General features: G+C 63.6%; 10 protein-coding genes and 1 riboswitch. Of the genes, 4 read left to right on the top strand and 6 right to left on the bottom strand.

Annotation, left to right across the window (positions count from 1 at the left end):
- Positions 1-18: 18 nt before the first annotated feature.
- Positions 19-1,017 carry a KpsF/GutQ family sugar-phosphate isomerase gene (locus N7E70_RS09940; RefSeq protein WP_067958356.1) on the bottom strand — a complete coding sequence of 333 codons (999 nt, stop codon included), beginning with the start codon at positions 1,015-1,017 and terminating at the stop codon, positions 19-21.
- A 150-nt stretch (positions 1,018-1,167) separates the two neighbouring features.
- Between N7E70_RS09940 and N7E70_RS09935 the strand changes: the two genes are divergently transcribed.
- Complete coding sequence (locus N7E70_RS09935) at positions 1,168-2,853, top strand: outer membrane beta-barrel protein (protein ID WP_263006235.1); 1,686 nt, start codon at positions 1,168-1,170, stop codon at positions 2,851-2,853.
- Here N7E70_RS09935 and bluB read toward each other — a convergent pair.
- Positions 2,850-3,605 (bottom strand): 5,6-dimethylbenzimidazole synthase, encoded by a 756-nt coding sequence (gene bluB / locus N7E70_RS09930; RefSeq protein ID WP_442866506.1) that lies wholly within the window; start codon positions 3,603-3,605, stop codon positions 2,850-2,852. The genes N7E70_RS09935 and bluB overlap by 4 nt on opposite strands.
- Before the next feature lie 26 nt (positions 3,606-3,631).
- Positions 3,632-3,814, bottom strand: a riboswitch (cobalamin riboswitch).
- A gap of 63 nt (positions 3,815-3,877) precedes the next feature.
- A complete protein-coding gene (galU, locus tag N7E70_RS09925; RefSeq protein WP_263006234.1) occupies positions 3,878-4,765 on the bottom strand; it encodes a UTP--glucose-1-phosphate uridylyltransferase GalU in 888 nt (295 codons plus the stop codon).
- A 247-nt stretch (positions 4,766-5,012) separates the two neighbouring features.
- Between galU and N7E70_RS09920 the strand changes: the two genes are divergently transcribed.
- Positions 5,013-6,230 (top strand): lytic murein transglycosylase, encoded by a 1,218-nt coding sequence (locus N7E70_RS09920; protein WP_067966192.1) that lies wholly within the window; start codon positions 5,013-5,015, stop codon positions 6,228-6,230.
- Between the two features lie 15 nt (positions 6,231-6,245).
- Positions 6,246-7,487: an SGNH/GDSL hydrolase family protein gene (locus N7E70_RS09915; RefSeq protein ID WP_263006233.1), complete on the top strand. Its 1,242-nt coding sequence runs from the start codon at positions 6,246-6,248 to the stop codon at positions 7,485-7,487.
- Between the two features lie 64 nt (positions 7,488-7,551).
- Here N7E70_RS09915 and N7E70_RS09910 read toward each other — a convergent pair whose 3' ends face one another.
- Positions 7,552-9,006: a glutamate synthase subunit beta gene (locus tag N7E70_RS09910; protein ID WP_263006232.1), complete on the bottom strand. Its 1,455-nt coding sequence runs from the start codon at positions 9,004-9,006 to the stop codon at positions 7,552-7,554.
- Positions 9,007-9,122: 116 nt separating this feature from the next.
- Positions 9,123-13,853, bottom strand: a complete 4,731-nt coding sequence (gene gltB, locus N7E70_RS09905; protein WP_263006231.1) for a glutamate synthase large subunit — start codon at positions 13,851-13,853, stop codon at positions 9,123-9,125.
- Positions 13,854-14,354: 501 nt separating this feature from the next.
- On the opposite strand from gltB, the gene N7E70_RS09900 reads away from it, so the two are divergent.
- Entirely contained in the window at positions 14,355-15,404 is a 1,050-nt protein-coding gene (locus N7E70_RS09900; protein WP_263006230.1) for a threonine aldolase family protein, read from the top strand.
- Positions 15,405-15,478: 74 nt separating this feature from the next.
- Here the strand turns inward: N7E70_RS09900 and N7E70_RS09895 are convergent, their stop codons facing one another.
- Positions 15,479-15,946: an Hsp20 family protein gene (locus N7E70_RS09895; protein WP_263006229.1), complete on the bottom strand. Its 468-nt coding sequence runs from the start codon at positions 15,944-15,946 to the stop codon at positions 15,479-15,481.
- Positions 15,947-16,224 lie beyond the last annotated feature (278 nt).

Below are 16,224 nucleotides of genomic sequence, written 5' to 3'. Positions count from 1 at the left end.
TTGGCAGCAGGGCGCCGGTCAGGCGGCGCCAACCCGGAGCAGATCGTGGAAGTGGATGATGCCGACAGGCTTGTCGCCTTCGACCACCGGGATGGCGCTGATGTTGTGCTCGTTGAGCATTGCCGTCGCAGTGCCCGCCAGCATCTGCGGCGGCACCGTCTTGGGCTGTCGGGTCATGATGTCCTCGACATTGGTCTCGGCGAGATTTCGATCGAGATTGCGCGCCAGGTCACCGTCGGTGACGATGCCGGCCAGCCGGCCCTGCTCGTCGACGACAACGACGCAACCGAAACGCTTCTTGGACAGTGTCTTTACTGCCTCCGGCATCTTGGTGCCGACGGCGACGATCGGCATTTCCTCGCCCTTGTGCATCAGGTCGCCGACCGGCATCAGGCTCGCGCCGAGCTGGCCGCCGGGATGGAAGGTGCGGAAATGATCGGCAGTGAAGCCGCGCGCCTCGAGCAAAGCCACGGCCAGCGCGTCGCCGACGACGAGTTGCAGCAGCGTCGACGTCGTCGGCGCAAGACCGTGCGGACAGGCTTCCGGCGCCCGGGGCAATGACAGGACGACGTCGGCCTGACGCGCCAAGGCGGACGTATCGCCGGCCGTCAGCGCAATCAGCGGGATCGAAAAGCGCCTCGAATAGGCAACGATACCCTTGAGCTCTGCTGTTTCACCCGACCAGGAGAGTGCGACGATCGCGTCTTCCCTGGTGATCATGCCGAGATCGCCGTGAATGGCTTCCGAAGGATGGACGAAATAGGCCGGAGTCCCGGTGGAGGCGAAGGTCGCCGCCAGCTTGGAGCCGATATGCCCACTTTTGCCGACGCCGGTGATGATCGCCCGGCCGCTGAGCTGGCCCAGGATCGAGACAGCCCTGGCGAATGGCTCGGCGAGCGGGCCTTCAAGCGCTGCGACAAGCGCGGCGATGCCGGCCTGCTCGATGGTGACGGTGCGGAGCGCGGAGGCGATCGACGCCTGCCCGTCCGGCTCTTTTTTCAGCGATCCAGCGTGCATGGCGCATGCGTTAGCGCGTCGGCGTGCGGCTGTCCATGATTATCCGCCCAAAACGAGGCCTCTCAGGGCGTGCGGGAAACGCTCCGTTAACCATGGCGATTTACCAGTTGGTAAGTGCGACGCCCTTGCGTCGGCGAAGCAGTGGGAAAGATGGCGCAGATCAGGCCGGAGCAACGGACACAGACCACGGCACTCCGCATCTTGCTGGCGACGGCAAGCGTGGCGACGTTGCTGTGCGCCGCACCGCTGCATGCCCAGGAAACCGCCTTGCGCGGACCGGTCAGCGAAGACGACATCAACAACACCCTGCGGCTTTACAAAAGGCGCCCTGCGGCCGAGCAGGCGCAGGACCAGGCACCGGCCTACCAGCCGGTCAGCCCCGGCGCGATTCCAACCCAGGCTGACGCTGAGGCCACCGATTTGTTCAGCGAACCGCCCAACGCCGACGGCACATCGGCCGGCTCCTTGCCATCCGCCCGTCCGCCCACGACCGCGCGCCAGCGCGCCCGCGAGGCACGCGAGCGGCTGGCCGGCACCGCCGCGCCGACGGCTGCCGAGCGGCCAGCAGTGCCGGCAGCCGACGAAGAGCTGACCACCGGCACCGTGCGCCAGGGCACCGTCGATTCCGAAACGGAGATCGAGAACGGACCCGAAGCCGAGCGCCAGCGCGCCATCGAAGGCCGCAGGCCTCAGCCGGATGCGAACCCGTTCGAGCCGACTGGCATCCGTTTCGGCACCTTCGTTCTGAAGCCGAGCCTTGAACAGGGCGTCACCGCGACGTCGAATGCGGATTCCAGCTTTAACGGAAAGTCGGCCGTTCTGTCCGAGACGACCCTCAGGCTGAACGCCGCGTCCGATTGGGAGAGCCATTCGGCGACCATCGACGCCTATGGCAACTACCGAAAATCCATCTCCGGCCAGGAGGTCAAGGATCTCAGCGGCGGCATCGACGGGCGGCTGCAGCTCGATCTCGCCGACGACATGCGCGCATTGGCGCGGCTCGGCTACAGCATGCGCCCGGAATCGACGTCGTCGCCCGTGGTCATCTCCGGCACCGCCGAGCGGCCGACCCTGCACACGCTGAACGGCGCGCTGGGTGTCGAAAAGGCCGTCGGCAAGTTCCGCTTCGGAGTGACCGGCGAAGCTGTCGACGAAAGCTACAGCGACGCCGAACTGACCGACGGCACCACGCTCTCACAGAAGGACCGCGACTCCAGACTCTATACCGGCAAGGTCCGCGTCGGCTACGAGGTCTCACCGGCGTTGACGCCCTTTGGCGAGGTCGAATTCGGCCGCCGGGTCTATGACCTGCGCTTCGACACCGCCGGTTTCGAGCGCTCGTCCAAGCGTACCGGCGCCCGCGCCGGCGTCGAGATCGACATGGGCGAAAAATTCGGCGGCGAGATTTCGGCCGGCTGGATTTCGGAGGATTTCGACGACGACCGGCTGAAGACGGTTTCCGCCGCGACGATTGCCGCTGATCTCAGATGGTCGCCGATGCGCGGCACGATCGTCGGCCTGACCGGCGAAACCCTGGTCGAAGGTTCGACCACTGCCGGCGACAGCGGTTCGGTGCTCTACAACGGCCGCCTCAGCGTCGAACGGCAGATCCGTTCCAACCTGACTGCATTCCTCGCCGGCGGCGTCGGCTACCGCGACTATGCCAGCTCGAACGACCACGAGCTGAGGCTCAGCGCCGAAGCGGGCCTGACCTGGTGGCTCAACCGCTACGCCGGCCTGACCGGCAAGCTGCGCCATGAGACCTTCGACAGCACCTTGCCGTTCCGCGACGCCAAGACCAACAGCGTCTTCGTCGGGTTGAAAATCCAGCGCTAACCTGCTTGGGGCAAACCGCCGATCGCGGCGGCTGCGGCCCTCAAGGCCGTCTCCCCCTGCCCCGCATAGACCTCGCTCATGATCAGCTCGGCAAGCGGCAGACGGCATCCCCAGCCATGGCGCTCGAGATCGGGCTTGTCGGCGAATTCGCTGACGTGGCCGACGCAGAGATAGGCCACCGGCACGACGTGATCGGGAATGCCTAGCAACTGCTTCAGCGCCTCGCGATCGAGGATGCTGACCCAGCCGACGCCTATGCCCTCGGCACGCGCGGCGAGCCAGAAATTCTGAACTGCGCAGACGGTGCTGAAGAGGTCCATCTCGGGATTGTGCCATCGCCCGAGCGGAGAGTTTGCCGAACGGCTGCGGTCGCAGGTGATGACCAGGTTGAGCGGGCTTTCGCAGATGCCTTCGAGCTTGAGCTTGCGGTACAGCTGCCGCCGCTCCTCGGCGATCTCAGGCAGTTCCTGCTGCCGCGCCGCAAAGAACAGGTCGCGGACCCGCTCGCGTCGTTCGCGATCTCTGATGACGATGAAGTTCCACGGCTGCATGAAGCCGACCGACGGCGCGTGATGGGCAGCCAGCAGCAGCCGCGCCAGCACATCGTCGTCGATCGGATCAGGCAGAAAATGGCTGCGAACGTCGCGGCGCGTGAAGATGGCGCGGTAAACGGCATCCTGTGCGGCGATATCGAAACAGCCTGAAACGGCCTTCAACTGGTCAGCAAGCATCGCATATCCCCTGGCGAGCATGTCGGTTCCCTCCGCCTGACCATGCGGAGGTCGATGTCTGCCGGGCCGGTCTTCTGGCTCGAGTTCAACCCGTCTGCGGCGCCTTCCCGTTGGATGAACAGTGGCCTCTGCCGATACGGTCCCTCTTACAGCGTTGGGCACGCCACGGATTTGCACCGTGTTCCCGATTCTCCCGCATCGCTGCGGGCACCTGGCAGGGTATTTCTAGCGGCAGCAGCGGCCGAAAGCCATCGCACCGTGCGTCCAAGCCTGACGCACAGGCGACATGTGGCTTATTTGCCCAGCTTGATCTCGCCGAGCAGCCCTTCGATGACGCCGGCCATGCTCCTGCTGAGATCGGAGCGCGACAAGGCAAAGGCAACGTTGGCTTCGACGAAACCTTCCGGCGAGCCGCAGTCGAAGGTGCGGCCGCGATAATGATAGCCGTAGAACGACTGCATCTTCTCGAGCTTGAGCATGGCGTCGGTCAGCTGGATCTCGTCGCCGGCGCCACGCTCCTGGCTTGCCAGGATCTTGAAAATCTCCGGCTGCAGAATGTAGCGGCCATTGATGAACAGGTTCGAGGGTGCCGTGCCCTGCTTGGGCTTTTCCACCATGCCCTCGATCTCGAAGCCGGTGTGAACCGACTTGCCCTTGCCGACGATGCCGTATTTGTGCGCCTCGGCCGGGTCGCATTCCTGGACGGCGATGATGTTGTTGCCGGTCTCGGCATAGAGCTCGACCATCTCGCGCATGCAGCTCTTTTCCGACTGCATGATCATGTCGGGCAACAGCAGCGCGAAGGGCTCGTCGCCGACCAGCTCGCGCGCACACCACACTGCGTGGCCAAGGCCGAGCGGTACCTGCTGTCGCGTGAACGAGGTCTGGCCCGGGGCCGGCTGCAACCGCTGCAGGCGCTCCAGTTGCTCGGTCTTGCCGCGCTGGGCCAGCGTATCATAAAGTTCGAACTGGACGTCGAAATGGTCTTCGATGACCGCCTTGTTGCGGCCCGTGACAAAGATGAAATGTTCGATGCCCGCTTCGCGCGCCTCGTCGACCACGTACTGGATCACAGGGCGATCGACCACAGTCAGCATTTCCTTGGGGATAGACTTGGTGGCAGGCAGAAAACGCGTGCCAAGGCCCGCGACCGGAAAAACTGCCTTGCGAACTCTTTTCATTGCGTGGTCGTCCGATAGAGGGATGTATCGGACGCCAACTTTGCCACGCCCGAATTGATGAATACTGAATGCGTTCACATATTCGGCGACAGCGGGCAAGACCATTGATCACGCGATCTTGATTGTCCGAACAGCTAGGTGGACAATCCCTCAACCCGCTTTTCGTTCCCCAACGGGTCTATGGTAAACTGATTGATAACCGGCATCGGCGATGAATCGTGTTTCTGATCTCTCCAAGGAGGAAAGAATGCCCCTTCGCAAGACCGCCAAAGGCCTCCTGAGCGCCGCTGCCCTTTCGCTGGCATTGATGCTTCCGGCCGGCCCGGCGGCCGCCGAAGCCGGTTTCCAGCGCTGGGTGGCGAGCTTCCGCTCCGTCGCCGCAGACAACGGGATTTCCGGTTCGACCTATGACCGCGCCTTTCGTGGCGTGACCTCGGCCGACCCCGAAGTACTTGAAAAGGCCCGCTTTCAGCCCGAATTCACCGCGCCCGTCTGGGACTATTTCGACAATCGCGTCCATGACCAGTCAATTGCTGTCGGTCGCGAGATGGCGCGCAAGTGGAAACCCTGGCTCGACCGCATCGAGGCCAAGTATGGCGTCGACCGCTACATCCTGCTCGCCATCTGGTCGATGGAATCGAACTACGGCGAGATTCTCAAGAACGACAAGGTGATGCGCAATGTCGTGCGGTCGCTGGCGACGCTCGCCTATGGCGACCAGCGCCGGGCGAAGTTCGCCCGCACCCAGCTGATCGCGGCGCTGAAGATCCTGCAGCGCGGCGACATCGACGAAAGTCACCTCGTCGGCTCCTGGGCCGGCGCGATGGGCCACACCCAGTTCATCCCGACCAGCTACCAGGCCTACGCGGTCGATGCCGACGGCAATGGCAAGCGCGACATCTGGAACTCCGTGCCCGACGCGCTCGCCACCGCAGCCAACCTTCTGAAGAAGAACGGCTGGCAGGCCGGCAAGACCTGGGGTTACGAAGTGGTGCTGCCCGCTGGTCAGAAGTTCCCGACGGGATCGCTGACGCTCGACAAATGGGCATCGCTCGGCATCGAACGCGCCAACGGCAAGGCCTTCAAGCGCGGCTCCGACGTCGCCACCCTCAAGGTGCCGGACGGCCGCGGCGGACCGGCCTTCCTGATGACCAAGAACTTCTCGGTCATCAAGCGCTACAACAACGCCGACAAATACGCGCTCGCCGTCGGCCTTCTTGCCGACGAGATCGCCGGCTATGGTGGCCTGGTGCAGGACTGGAAGCGGCCGTTCACCAAGCTCAGCTTCGAGGAAAAGCAGGAGTTGCAGAAGCGCCTGTCGGCGCATGGCTATTACGACGGCAAGAGCGACGGCAAGATCGGCGAGGGTTCGCGCTCGGCAATCAAGGCATTCCAGGCACAGCTGGGCTTGACGCCGGACGGTCATCCGAGCATGGAAGTGCTGAAGTTCCTGCGGCGTAACTAGCAACCGGAGGCTGTATTGGCATTGACGCGTCGTCCGCGGTTTTCGCTGTTGCGCCTGACGACGCCACTGGTCGCGGTGGCGGTCGCCTTGACCGCCATTTCGTCGACAATGCCGACGCCGGCCGTGGCGCAGGAAGGCATTCTGCGCAAATGGTCCCTGCGCGACCTGTTCATGCCGCGCCGCGAACCGCGCGTCGATCCCTTCATCATTGACGAGCCGCAGCCGCGCAAAAAGATCCGCAAGACGCCACGCAAGCCAAAGGCAACCGCCGGCAATATCGGCAGGGCTGCCGATCCGGCCGTTCCGGTGGTCGAAAAGCTGGCTGACGCGCGTGTCGTGTTGGTCATCGGCGACTTCCTCGGCGGCGGCATTGCCGAGGGGCTGGGCACGGTCTTTGCCGAGAATGCCAAGATCAGGGTCATCGACAAGACCAACGGCTCGTCGGGCCTCGTCCGCGAGGACTATTACAACTGGCCCGAGAAAGCCAAGGCGCTGATCGAGCAGGAAAAGCCTGCCGCTGTCATCATCATGATGGGCTCTAACGACCGCCAGCAGATGCGGGTCGCCGACACCCGCGAGCCACCGATGAGCGCCGCCTGGACCAAGGAGTACACGGCGCGCGCGGACAAGCTGGCCAAGGCCATCGCCGACACCAAGGTGCCGTTCCTGTGGGTCGGCATGCCCGCCTTCAAGTCGTCGAAGATGAACACCGACATGCTCGCCTTCAACGACATCTACCGTGCTGCAACGGAAGCCGCAGGTAGCGAATTCGTCGATGTCTGGGACGGCTTCGTCGACGAGGCCGGCGCCTTCGTCACCAGCGGCCCCGACATCAACGGCCAGCCGGTGCGCCTGCGCGCCGACGACGGCATCAACGTCACCCGCGCCGGCAAACGCAAGCTCGCCTTCTTCGCCGAAAAGCCGCTGAACAAGCTGCTCGGCATCACGCCTCAAGGTACCGAAACCGTCGTGCCGGCAAGCCTGCCGCAGGCGACGCCCGGCGAACTCAATGTGCCTGTCAACATCGACCGGACGGTGCCGGTCTCGCTCTCCGATCCGGAACTCGACGGTGGCACGGAGCTTCTCGGCGGCCAGACGGCTGCCACGTCCGACCCGCGTTCTCCAGGCGAAAAGCTTGCCGTGCAAGGCATCGCCCCCGCAGCACCTGCCGGCCGCATCGACGACTTCTCCTGGCCGCCAAAGCCGCTGCCTGCAGCGCAAGGAACCGAAACGACGACCGCCATCATCAGGCGCTAAGGTTGTCGACCGGAAACGAAAAAGGCGCCTCGCGGCGCCTTTTGTTTGCTTGGTTCCGGCCAGCTTAACGCGGCAGGACGCTCGACCCCATCAGGTCGGCATCTATCGAATGCGCGGCCTGGCGGCCTTCGCGGATCGCCCAGACCACAAGCGACTGGCCGCGGCGCACGTCGCCGGCGACATAGAGCTTGTCCACATTGGTCTTGTAGTCGCGGTCGTTGGCGGCAACATTGGTCGAACGGCGGCTGTCGGTGGTGATCTCGAGCTTGCCCTCGAGTTCCTTGACCATACCGTCGGCGAGCGGCCCGGCGAAGCCGATGGCGATGAAGGCGAGATCAGCGCGGATGACGAACTCGGTGCCCGGGATCGGCTTGCGCTTGTCGTCGACTTCGCAGCACTTCACGCCGGTCAGCTGGCCTTCCTCGCCGATGAACTCCAGCGTCGCCACCTGGAACTCGCGCTGCGCGCCTTCGGCCTGAGAGGACGAGGTGCGCATCTTGGTCGCCCAGTAAGGCCACACGGCGAGCTTGTTCTCGCGCTCCGGTGGCTGCGGACGGATGTCGAGCTGGGTGACGCGCACGGCACCCTGGCGAAATGCGGTGCCGACGCAGTCGGACGCCGTATCGCCACCGCCGACGACGACGACATGCAGGCCACCAGCGACGATCGGTTCCGACTGCCAGGCAACCGACTGGATGTCTTCGCCGCCGACGCGCTTGTTCTGCTGGACGAGGTAAGGCATCGCGTCATGCACGCCCTTAAGGTCGTCGCCGGGAATGCCCGCCGGACGCGGCGTTTCGGAGCCGCCGCAGTAAAGCAGGGCATCATATTCGGCCAGGAGCTCGGTCACCGGCTTGTCGACGCCGACATTGACGCCGCAATGGAACGTCACGCCTTCGCCCGTCATCTGCTCGACGCGACGGTCGATATAGTGCTTCTCCATCTTGAAATCAGGAATGCCGAAACGCAGCAGGCCGCCGGGACGGCTCTCGCGCTCATAGACATGCACGTCGTGGCCGGCGCGGCCGAGTTGCTGCGCCGCTGCCATGCCGGCAGGGCCGGAACCAATGACAGCGATCTTCTTGCCGGTCTTCTTCTCCGGCGGATAAGGCCTGATGTAACCGGTCTCGTAAGCCTTGTCGGCGATCGCCTGCTCGACGGTCTTGATGGCGACAGGAATGTCCTCGAGGTTCAGCGTACAGGCTTCCTCGCAAGGTGCCGGGCAGATGCGACCGGTGAATTCGGGGAAGTTGTTGGTCGAATGCAGGTTGCGGATCGCGTTGTCCCAATCGCCATTGTAGACGAGGTCGTTCCAGTCCGGGATCTGGTTGTGCACCGGACAGCCCGTCGGGCCATGGCAGAACGGAATGCCGCAATCCATGCAGCGCGCAGCCTGCTTTTCGACTTCCTTGTTCGACATCGGCAGCGTGAATTCGCGGAAGTGCCGGATGCGGTCGGAAGCCGGCTGGTACTTGTGCACCTGCCGGTCAATTTCGAGAAAACCTGTAACCTTGCCCATCGTAACTCTCGTCAGTCATGCCCAGCACCTCGGCGCGGGCTTAGAATTCCACCACTTCAAATGAAGCATGCGATGGCAGGCGCCCTGTTCGGGCGCCGCCGGAAGATCGTCACGGCTTACTCCGCCGCGACGCCCATCCTCATGCGCTCCATCTCGATCAGTGCGCGGCGGTACTCCACCGGCATGACTTTGCGGAATTTGGGTCGGTAGCTCGCCCAGTCGTCCAGGATCTGCTTGGCACGGGTCGAACCGGTGTAGTGCATATGGTTCGAGATCAGCTGAACCAGCCGCTCCTCGTCATGGCGTGTCATGTCGCCCGAGACGTCGACACGGCCCTTGTGGGCGATGTCGCCACCGTGATGGTGCAGCTTCTCCAGCATGTCGTCCTCTTCAGGGACCGGCTCGAGCTCGACCATCGCCATGTTGCAGCGCTCGGCGAAATCGCCTTCCTCATCGAGGACATAGGCGACGCCGCCCGACATGCCGGCTGCGAAGTTGCGGCCGGTCTTGCCGATGACCACCACCACGCCGCCCGTCATGTATTCGCAGCCATGGTCACCCACGCCTTCGACGACGGTAACGGCGCCCGAGTTGCGGACGGCGAAACGTTCGCCGGCGACACCGCGGAAGTAGCACTCGCCTTCGGTCGCACCGTAAAGCACGGTGTTGCCGACAATGATTGAATCCTCGGCAACGATCCGGGCGTCATCCGACGGGCGGATGACGATGCGGCCGCCGGACAGGCCCTTGCCGACATAGTCGTTGCCGTCGCCGACCAGCTCGAACGAGATGCCGCGTGCCAGGAAGGCACCGAAGGACTGTCCGGCGGTGCCGGTCAGCTTCACCGAGATGGTGTCCTCGCGCAGGCCCTTGTGGCGGAAGCGCTTGGCGACCTCACCCGACAGCATCGCACCGGCGGAGCGGTCGACGTTGCGGATGGTTGCCTCGATCTTCACCGGCTGGCGTGTTTCCAGCGCCGCCTTCGCCTCGGCGATCAGCTTGCGGTCGAGAACGTCGTCGATCGGGTGCTTCTGGCGTTCGGTCCAGTGCACGGCTTCGCGCGGCGCATCGGGCTTGTAGAACACCTTGGAGAAGTCCAGGCCACGCGACTTCCAGTGGTTGATCAGCTCGCGCTTTTCCAGCAGGTCGGCGTCACCGATGATCTGGTCGAGATGGGTGTAGCCCATCTCGGCCAGCAGCTCGCGCACCTCTTCGGCGACGTAGAAGAAGTAGTTGATGACGTGCTCGGGTGTGCCCTTGAAGCGCTTGCGCAGCACCGGATCCTGGGTGGCGACGCCAACCGGACAGGTGTTGAGATGGCACTTGCGCATCATGATGCAGCCCGCCGCGATCAGCGGCGCGGTCGAGAAGCCAAACTCGTCGGCACCCAGCAGCGCCCCGACGACGACGTCGCGGCCGGTACGCAGGCCGCCGTCGACCTGGAGCGCGACACGCGAACGCAGGCCGTTCAGCACCAGCGTCTGATGCGTCTCGGCGAGACCCATTTCCCACGGGCTGCCGGCATGCTTGAGCGAGGTCAGCGGCGATGCACCGGTGCCGCCGTCATAGCCTGATATCGTGATGTGGTCGGCGCGCGCCTTGGCGACACCTGCCGCAACCGTGCCAACGCCCACTTCCGACACCAGCTTGACCGACACGTCGGCTGCCGGGTTGACGTTCTTCAGATCGTAGATCAGCTGCGCCAGGTCTTCGATCGAATAGATGTCATGGTGCGGCGGCGGCGAAATCAGGCCGACACCTTGGGTCGAGTGGCGGGTCTTGGCGATCGTCGCGTCGACCTTGTGACCAGGCAACTGGCCGCCCTCGCCGGGCTTGGCACCCTGCGCCACCTTGATCTGCATCATGTCGGAGTTGACGAGATACTCCGTCGTCACGCCGAAGCGGCCGGAAGCCACCTGCTTGATCGCCGAACGCTCGGGGTTCACGCCGCCACCGGGCAGCGGCAGGTAGCGGTCGGGCTCCTCGCCGCCCTCGCCGGTGTTCGACTTGCCGCCGATCTTGTTCATCGCAACGGCAAGCGTGCTGTGCGCCTCGCGGCTGATCGAGCCGAAGGACATGGCACCGGTCGAGAAACGCTTGACGATCTCGGCCGCCGGCATGACGTCGTCGAGTGCCGCCTTCTTGCGTCCGCTCTCCTCGGCCAGCTTGATGCGGAACATGCCGCGAATCTGCTGGGCACGCGCTGTTTCGCTGTCGATCTGGGCCGAGAACTCCTTGAACGTCGCCCACGAACCCGAGCGCACGGCGTGCTGCAGCGAGGCAACCGCGTCAGGTGTCCACACATGGGCTTCGCCGCGCATGCGATACATGTACTCGCCGCCGACTTCGAGCGCATTGCGCAGCACCGGATCTTCGCCGAAGGCCGAGGCGTGGCGGCTGACGGTTTCGGTCGCCACCTCTTCCAACCCGACGCCCTCGATGTTGGTTGCCGTGCCGGTGAAGTACTTCTCGACGAAATCGGTCTTCAGGCCGATGGCATCGAAGATCTGGGCGCCGCAATAGGACTGGTAGGTCGAGATGCCCATCTTGGACATCACCTTGAGGATGCCCTTGCCGATCGACTTGATGAAGCGGCCGACGACTTCCGAGCCGTCCACTTCAGGCGGGAACTCGCCCCGCTTGTGCATGTCGGTCAGCGTGTCGAAGGCCAGATACGGGTTGATCGCCTCCGCGCCGTAGCCGGCGAGGCAGCAGAAGTGGTGCACTTCGCGCGGCTCGCCCGATTCGACGACGAGACCGACCGAGGTACGCAGGCCCTTGCGGACAAGGTGATGGTGCACGGCGGCCGTCGCCAGCAGCGACGGGATGGCGATGCGGTCCGGGCCGAGCTGACGATCGGACAGGATAATGATGTTGTAGCGGCCGGCGACCGCAGCCTCGGCGCGCTCGCACAGGCGCTCGATCGCACCCTGCATGCCGGCAGCACCTTCCGATGCGGCATAGGTGACGTCGATCGTCTTGGTGTCGAAGCTCTCCTCGGTGTGGCCGATGGACCGGATCTTCTCCAGGTCGGCATTGGTGAGGATCGGCTGGCGCACTTCCAGACGCTTGCGGCGCGAGGTGCCGACGAGGTCGAGGATGTTCGGGCGCGGGCCGATGAACGACACCAGGCTCATCACCAGCTCCTCGCGGATCGGGTCGATCGGAGGATTGGTGACTTGGGCGAAGTTCTGCTTGAAATAGGTGTAAAGCAGCTTCGACTTGTCCGACATCGCCGAGATCGGCGTATCGGTACCCATCGAGCCAACGGCTTCCTGGCCCGTCGTCGCCATCGGCGACATCAGGAGCTTGGTGTCTTCCTGCGTGTAGCCGAAGGCCTGCTGGCGATCGAGCAGCGAGACGTCCTTGCGCAGCGCGCGCGGCTCGACCGGCTTCAGCTCCTCGAGGATCAGCTGGGTGTTGGACAACCACTTCGTGTAGGGGTGCTTGGTCGCGATCTCGGACTTGATCTCCTCGTCCGAAACGATGCGGCCCTTGACCAGGTCGATCAGCAGCATCTTGCCGGGCTGCAGACGCCACTTCTTGATGATGCTCTTTTCATCGACCGGCAGCACGCCGGCTTCGGACGCCAGGATGACCCGGTCGTCGTCGGTGACCATGTAGCGGGCCGGACGCAGGCCGTTGCGGTCGAGTGTCGCGCCGATCTGGCGGCCGTCGGTGAAGCACACCGCAGCCGGACCGTCCCACGGCTCCATCAGCGCTGCGTGGTATTCGTAGAAGGCCTTGCGGTCGGCATCCATCGACTTGTTGCCGGCCCAGGCTTCCGGGATCAGCATCATCATGGCATGCGCCAGCGTATAGCCGCCCTGGAACAGGAACTCGAGCGCGTTGTCGAAGCACGCCGTGTCCGACTGGCCCTCATAGGAGATCGGCCAGAGCTTGGAAATGTTGTTGCCGAACAGCTCGCTGTCGACCGAAGCCTGGCGCGCCGCCATCCAGTTGTTGTTGCCGCGCACCGTGTTGATTTCACCGTTGTGGGCGACCATGCGGTACGGGTGCGCCAGCTTCCACGACGGGAAGGTGTTGGTCGAGAAGCGCTGGTGAACGAGAATCAGCGCCGTCTCGAAGCGCGGATCGGAAAGGTCCTTGTAATAGGCGCCGACCTGGAAGGCCAGGAACATGCCCTTGTAGACGATGGTGCGCGCCGACAGCGACACACAATAAGCGCCGATGTCCTTGTTGTTGTGCTCGGCATAGATGCGGCCGGAGATCACCTTGCGCAGCAGGTAGAGGCGAGCCTCGTACTCCTCGTCGTCATCGATCTCGGGCGTGCGTCCGATGAACACCTGACAATGGAACGGCTCGGAAGCAGCGATATCAGGTGCCTTCGACAAAGAGGCGTTGTCGACCGGCACGTCGCGGAAGCCGATCAGCGGCAAACCTTCCGACTGCGCCGACTCGCGGATGATGTCCATGACATGTTCGCGCGTCGCAGCATCCTGCGGCATGAACCAGTGGCCGACGCCATACTGGCCGGGTGCCGGCAGATCGATGTCCTGCTTGGCCATCTCCTCGCGGAAGAACCGGTCGGGGATCTGCACCAGGACACCGGCGCCATCGCCCATCAGCGGATCGGCGCCGACGGCGCCGCGATGCGTCAGGTTTTCGAGCATGAACAGACCGTCCTTGACGATCTGGTGCGACTTGATGCCCTTCATCTGGGCGATGAAACCGACGCCGCAGGCGTCATGTTCGTTGCGCGGATCGTAGAGGCCATGCGCTGCATAGCCGGTGGTGGTTCGGAGATGATCGGTTTTATTGTTGGCCGCTTTCGTCTGCGCGGCCGGCACAAAACCCGTCGTCACAGATGGCGTCAACTCCGTCATCGTCTATCTCCATTCCAGCCCGATCCGGGCAGTTTGCCTTGGGACGGCAGTATGCCGATCCGTTCACCTTCAGATATGCTCGATATGCAGCGGCCCAGCGCCGTTCGTCGGCGCTGAACCGCAGTCGGGACAGACGTGAACGGATTGCTCCGACCTCAGCCCTGACCCTAGCCCGCAGCGGAAGCCGGACGCAGCGTCATCATACGCCAAATCCGGTTCGTATTGGGCAGATAAATAAGACAGCACTGCTGTCCTAAATTTTGTATGACAGAATTCTTGAATACGCACAAGACCGATTCACGAATTTTCCGCCTCTGCAAAGACCGAAAATTACGTCAAACCGTCGCATGGCGTAATTTTTGAACACCCGGTCAAAACAGCACTTTTCCTGCCTCAATCGATTTCTGGACCCCGCACTTGCCGAAGATCGGCAAATCCGGTCTAGCTCGCGCCTACCCCCTGCCACGCAGTCTCCCGCAGCCATATTACGGACCGACGAAAATGTTCTTCGCATCAGACAATTGGGCCGGCGCTCACCCCAAGATTTCCGAGAGACTGCATGCCAGTGCTGCGGGCTTCAGCCGCGCCTATGGCGACGGCGAGCTCGACAAGGCGGTCTATGCACGGTTCTCCGAAGTTTTCGAGCGCGAGGTGGCGGTGTTCTTCGTCGCCACAGGCACCGCGGCCAATTCGCTTTCGCTCGCCGCATACGGCAAGCCCGGTGGCATTTCCTTTGCCCACCGCGAGGCGCACATTCTCGAGGATGAATGCGGCGCGCCTGAGTATTTTTCCCCTGGTTCGCGGCTCTACCCGGTCGATGGAACGCTCGGGCGCATGGACATCGGCAATCTTGAGCGAGCGATCGGCCGCTACGCCTCCGAAAACGTCCACGGCGGACGCCCGGCTGCGATTTCCATCACCCAGGCGACCGAGGTCGGCACCATCTATCGTCTCGACCATATCGCGGCCGTCTCCGCCGTCGCCCGCAAGCATGCGGTGCCGCTGCATATGGATGGCGCCCGCTTTGCCAATGCGCTGGTGTCTCTCGGCGTCTCGCCGGCGGAGATGACCTGGAAACGCGGCGTCGACATCATCTCCTTCGGCGGCACCAAGAACGGCTGCTGGTGCGCCGAGGCGATCGTCATGTTCGATCTCGACCGTGCCAGGGAAATGGCCTTCCTGCGCAAGCGTTCGGCCCAGCTGTTCTCCAAAGCGCGTTTCATCTCGGCGCAATTCGACGCCTATTTCGACGGCGGCCTGTGGCTGGAGACGGCGCGTCACGCCAATGCGATGTCGGCGAGTCTTGCCCAGGCTTTCGAAAGCTCGGCCGTTGCGCGCCTCGGCTGGCAGCCTGAGGCCAACGAGGTCTTCGCCATCATCAGGAAGGATGTTGCCGAAAAGGCCCAGGCCGCAGGTGCCGCCTTCTACACCTGGCCGACCCCGACGTCGCTCGCCGGGCAGATCAGCGATGACGAGGCGCTTTATCGCTTCGTCACCTCCTTCGCCACCACCTCAGACGACATCGGCCGGTTCAGCGAACTGCTGCGTTAGGCGCAGTTACGGATAGCGGACAACAAAAAAGGCGGCGCTGGAGGCGCCGCCTTTGCTGCTTGGGAGGAGCAGTCTTAGTTGACCGTGTTGGCCTCGATCTGCTTGGCCTTCGCCGGAGCAGCCGAAATCTCGATCTTGCGAGGCTTGTGCTCTTCAGGAATGTTGCGCTTGAGATCGATGTGAAGCAGGCCGTTCTTGAGGGTCGCGCCTACAACTTCGACGTGGTCGGCAAGCTGGAAGCGGCGCTCGAAGGCGCGCGAGGCGATGCCGCGATAGAGCAGCTCCGATCCTTCGCCGGTGCTTTCATTGGCGCGCTCGCCCTTGACCGTCAGCACATTGCGATGGGCTTCGATCGAAATCTCGGTCTCCGAGAAGCCTGCAACCGCCATGCTGATGCGGTAGGCGTCCTCGCCGGTGCGCTCGATGTTGTAGGGCGGATAGGTGGTGCCGCCTTCAGGCTGACCAAGGCCGTCCAGCATGTTGAACAGGCGGTCGAAACCGACGGTCGAGCGGTGGAGCGAAGAAAAATCAACGTGACGCATGGGTGTTCTCCAGTGAGCAACAAGGTTTGCGTATGACCTGTGCCGAAACCCATTCTGGCGTCCCGGCGGTGATCAGCGGCCCCGATATTGGGCGCCGCAGGAGACATTTGGGGGGCGCCCAAAGCCATTTCAAGACATCTTTGCGAGAGCTTTTTCACCGCCGCCAGGATGAACCGAAGATGAACCGCCCCTTCGGTATCCGTTCAGGTCGGCCGGCCTAGAGTGCACCCAAGTTCAAGAACAGGCGGCACCACAGAATGCCGCCGACGAAGCCGAAC

This window comes from Aminobacter sp. NyZ550 (genome assembly GCF_025628925.2).
In the GTDB taxonomy this organism is placed as follows: domain Bacteria; phylum Pseudomonadota; class Alphaproteobacteria; order Rhizobiales; family Rhizobiaceae; genus Aminobacter; species Aminobacter ciceronei.
Note: the sequence above shows the minus strand (reverse complement) of the source record. Positions and strands in the feature narration are given on the sequence as shown.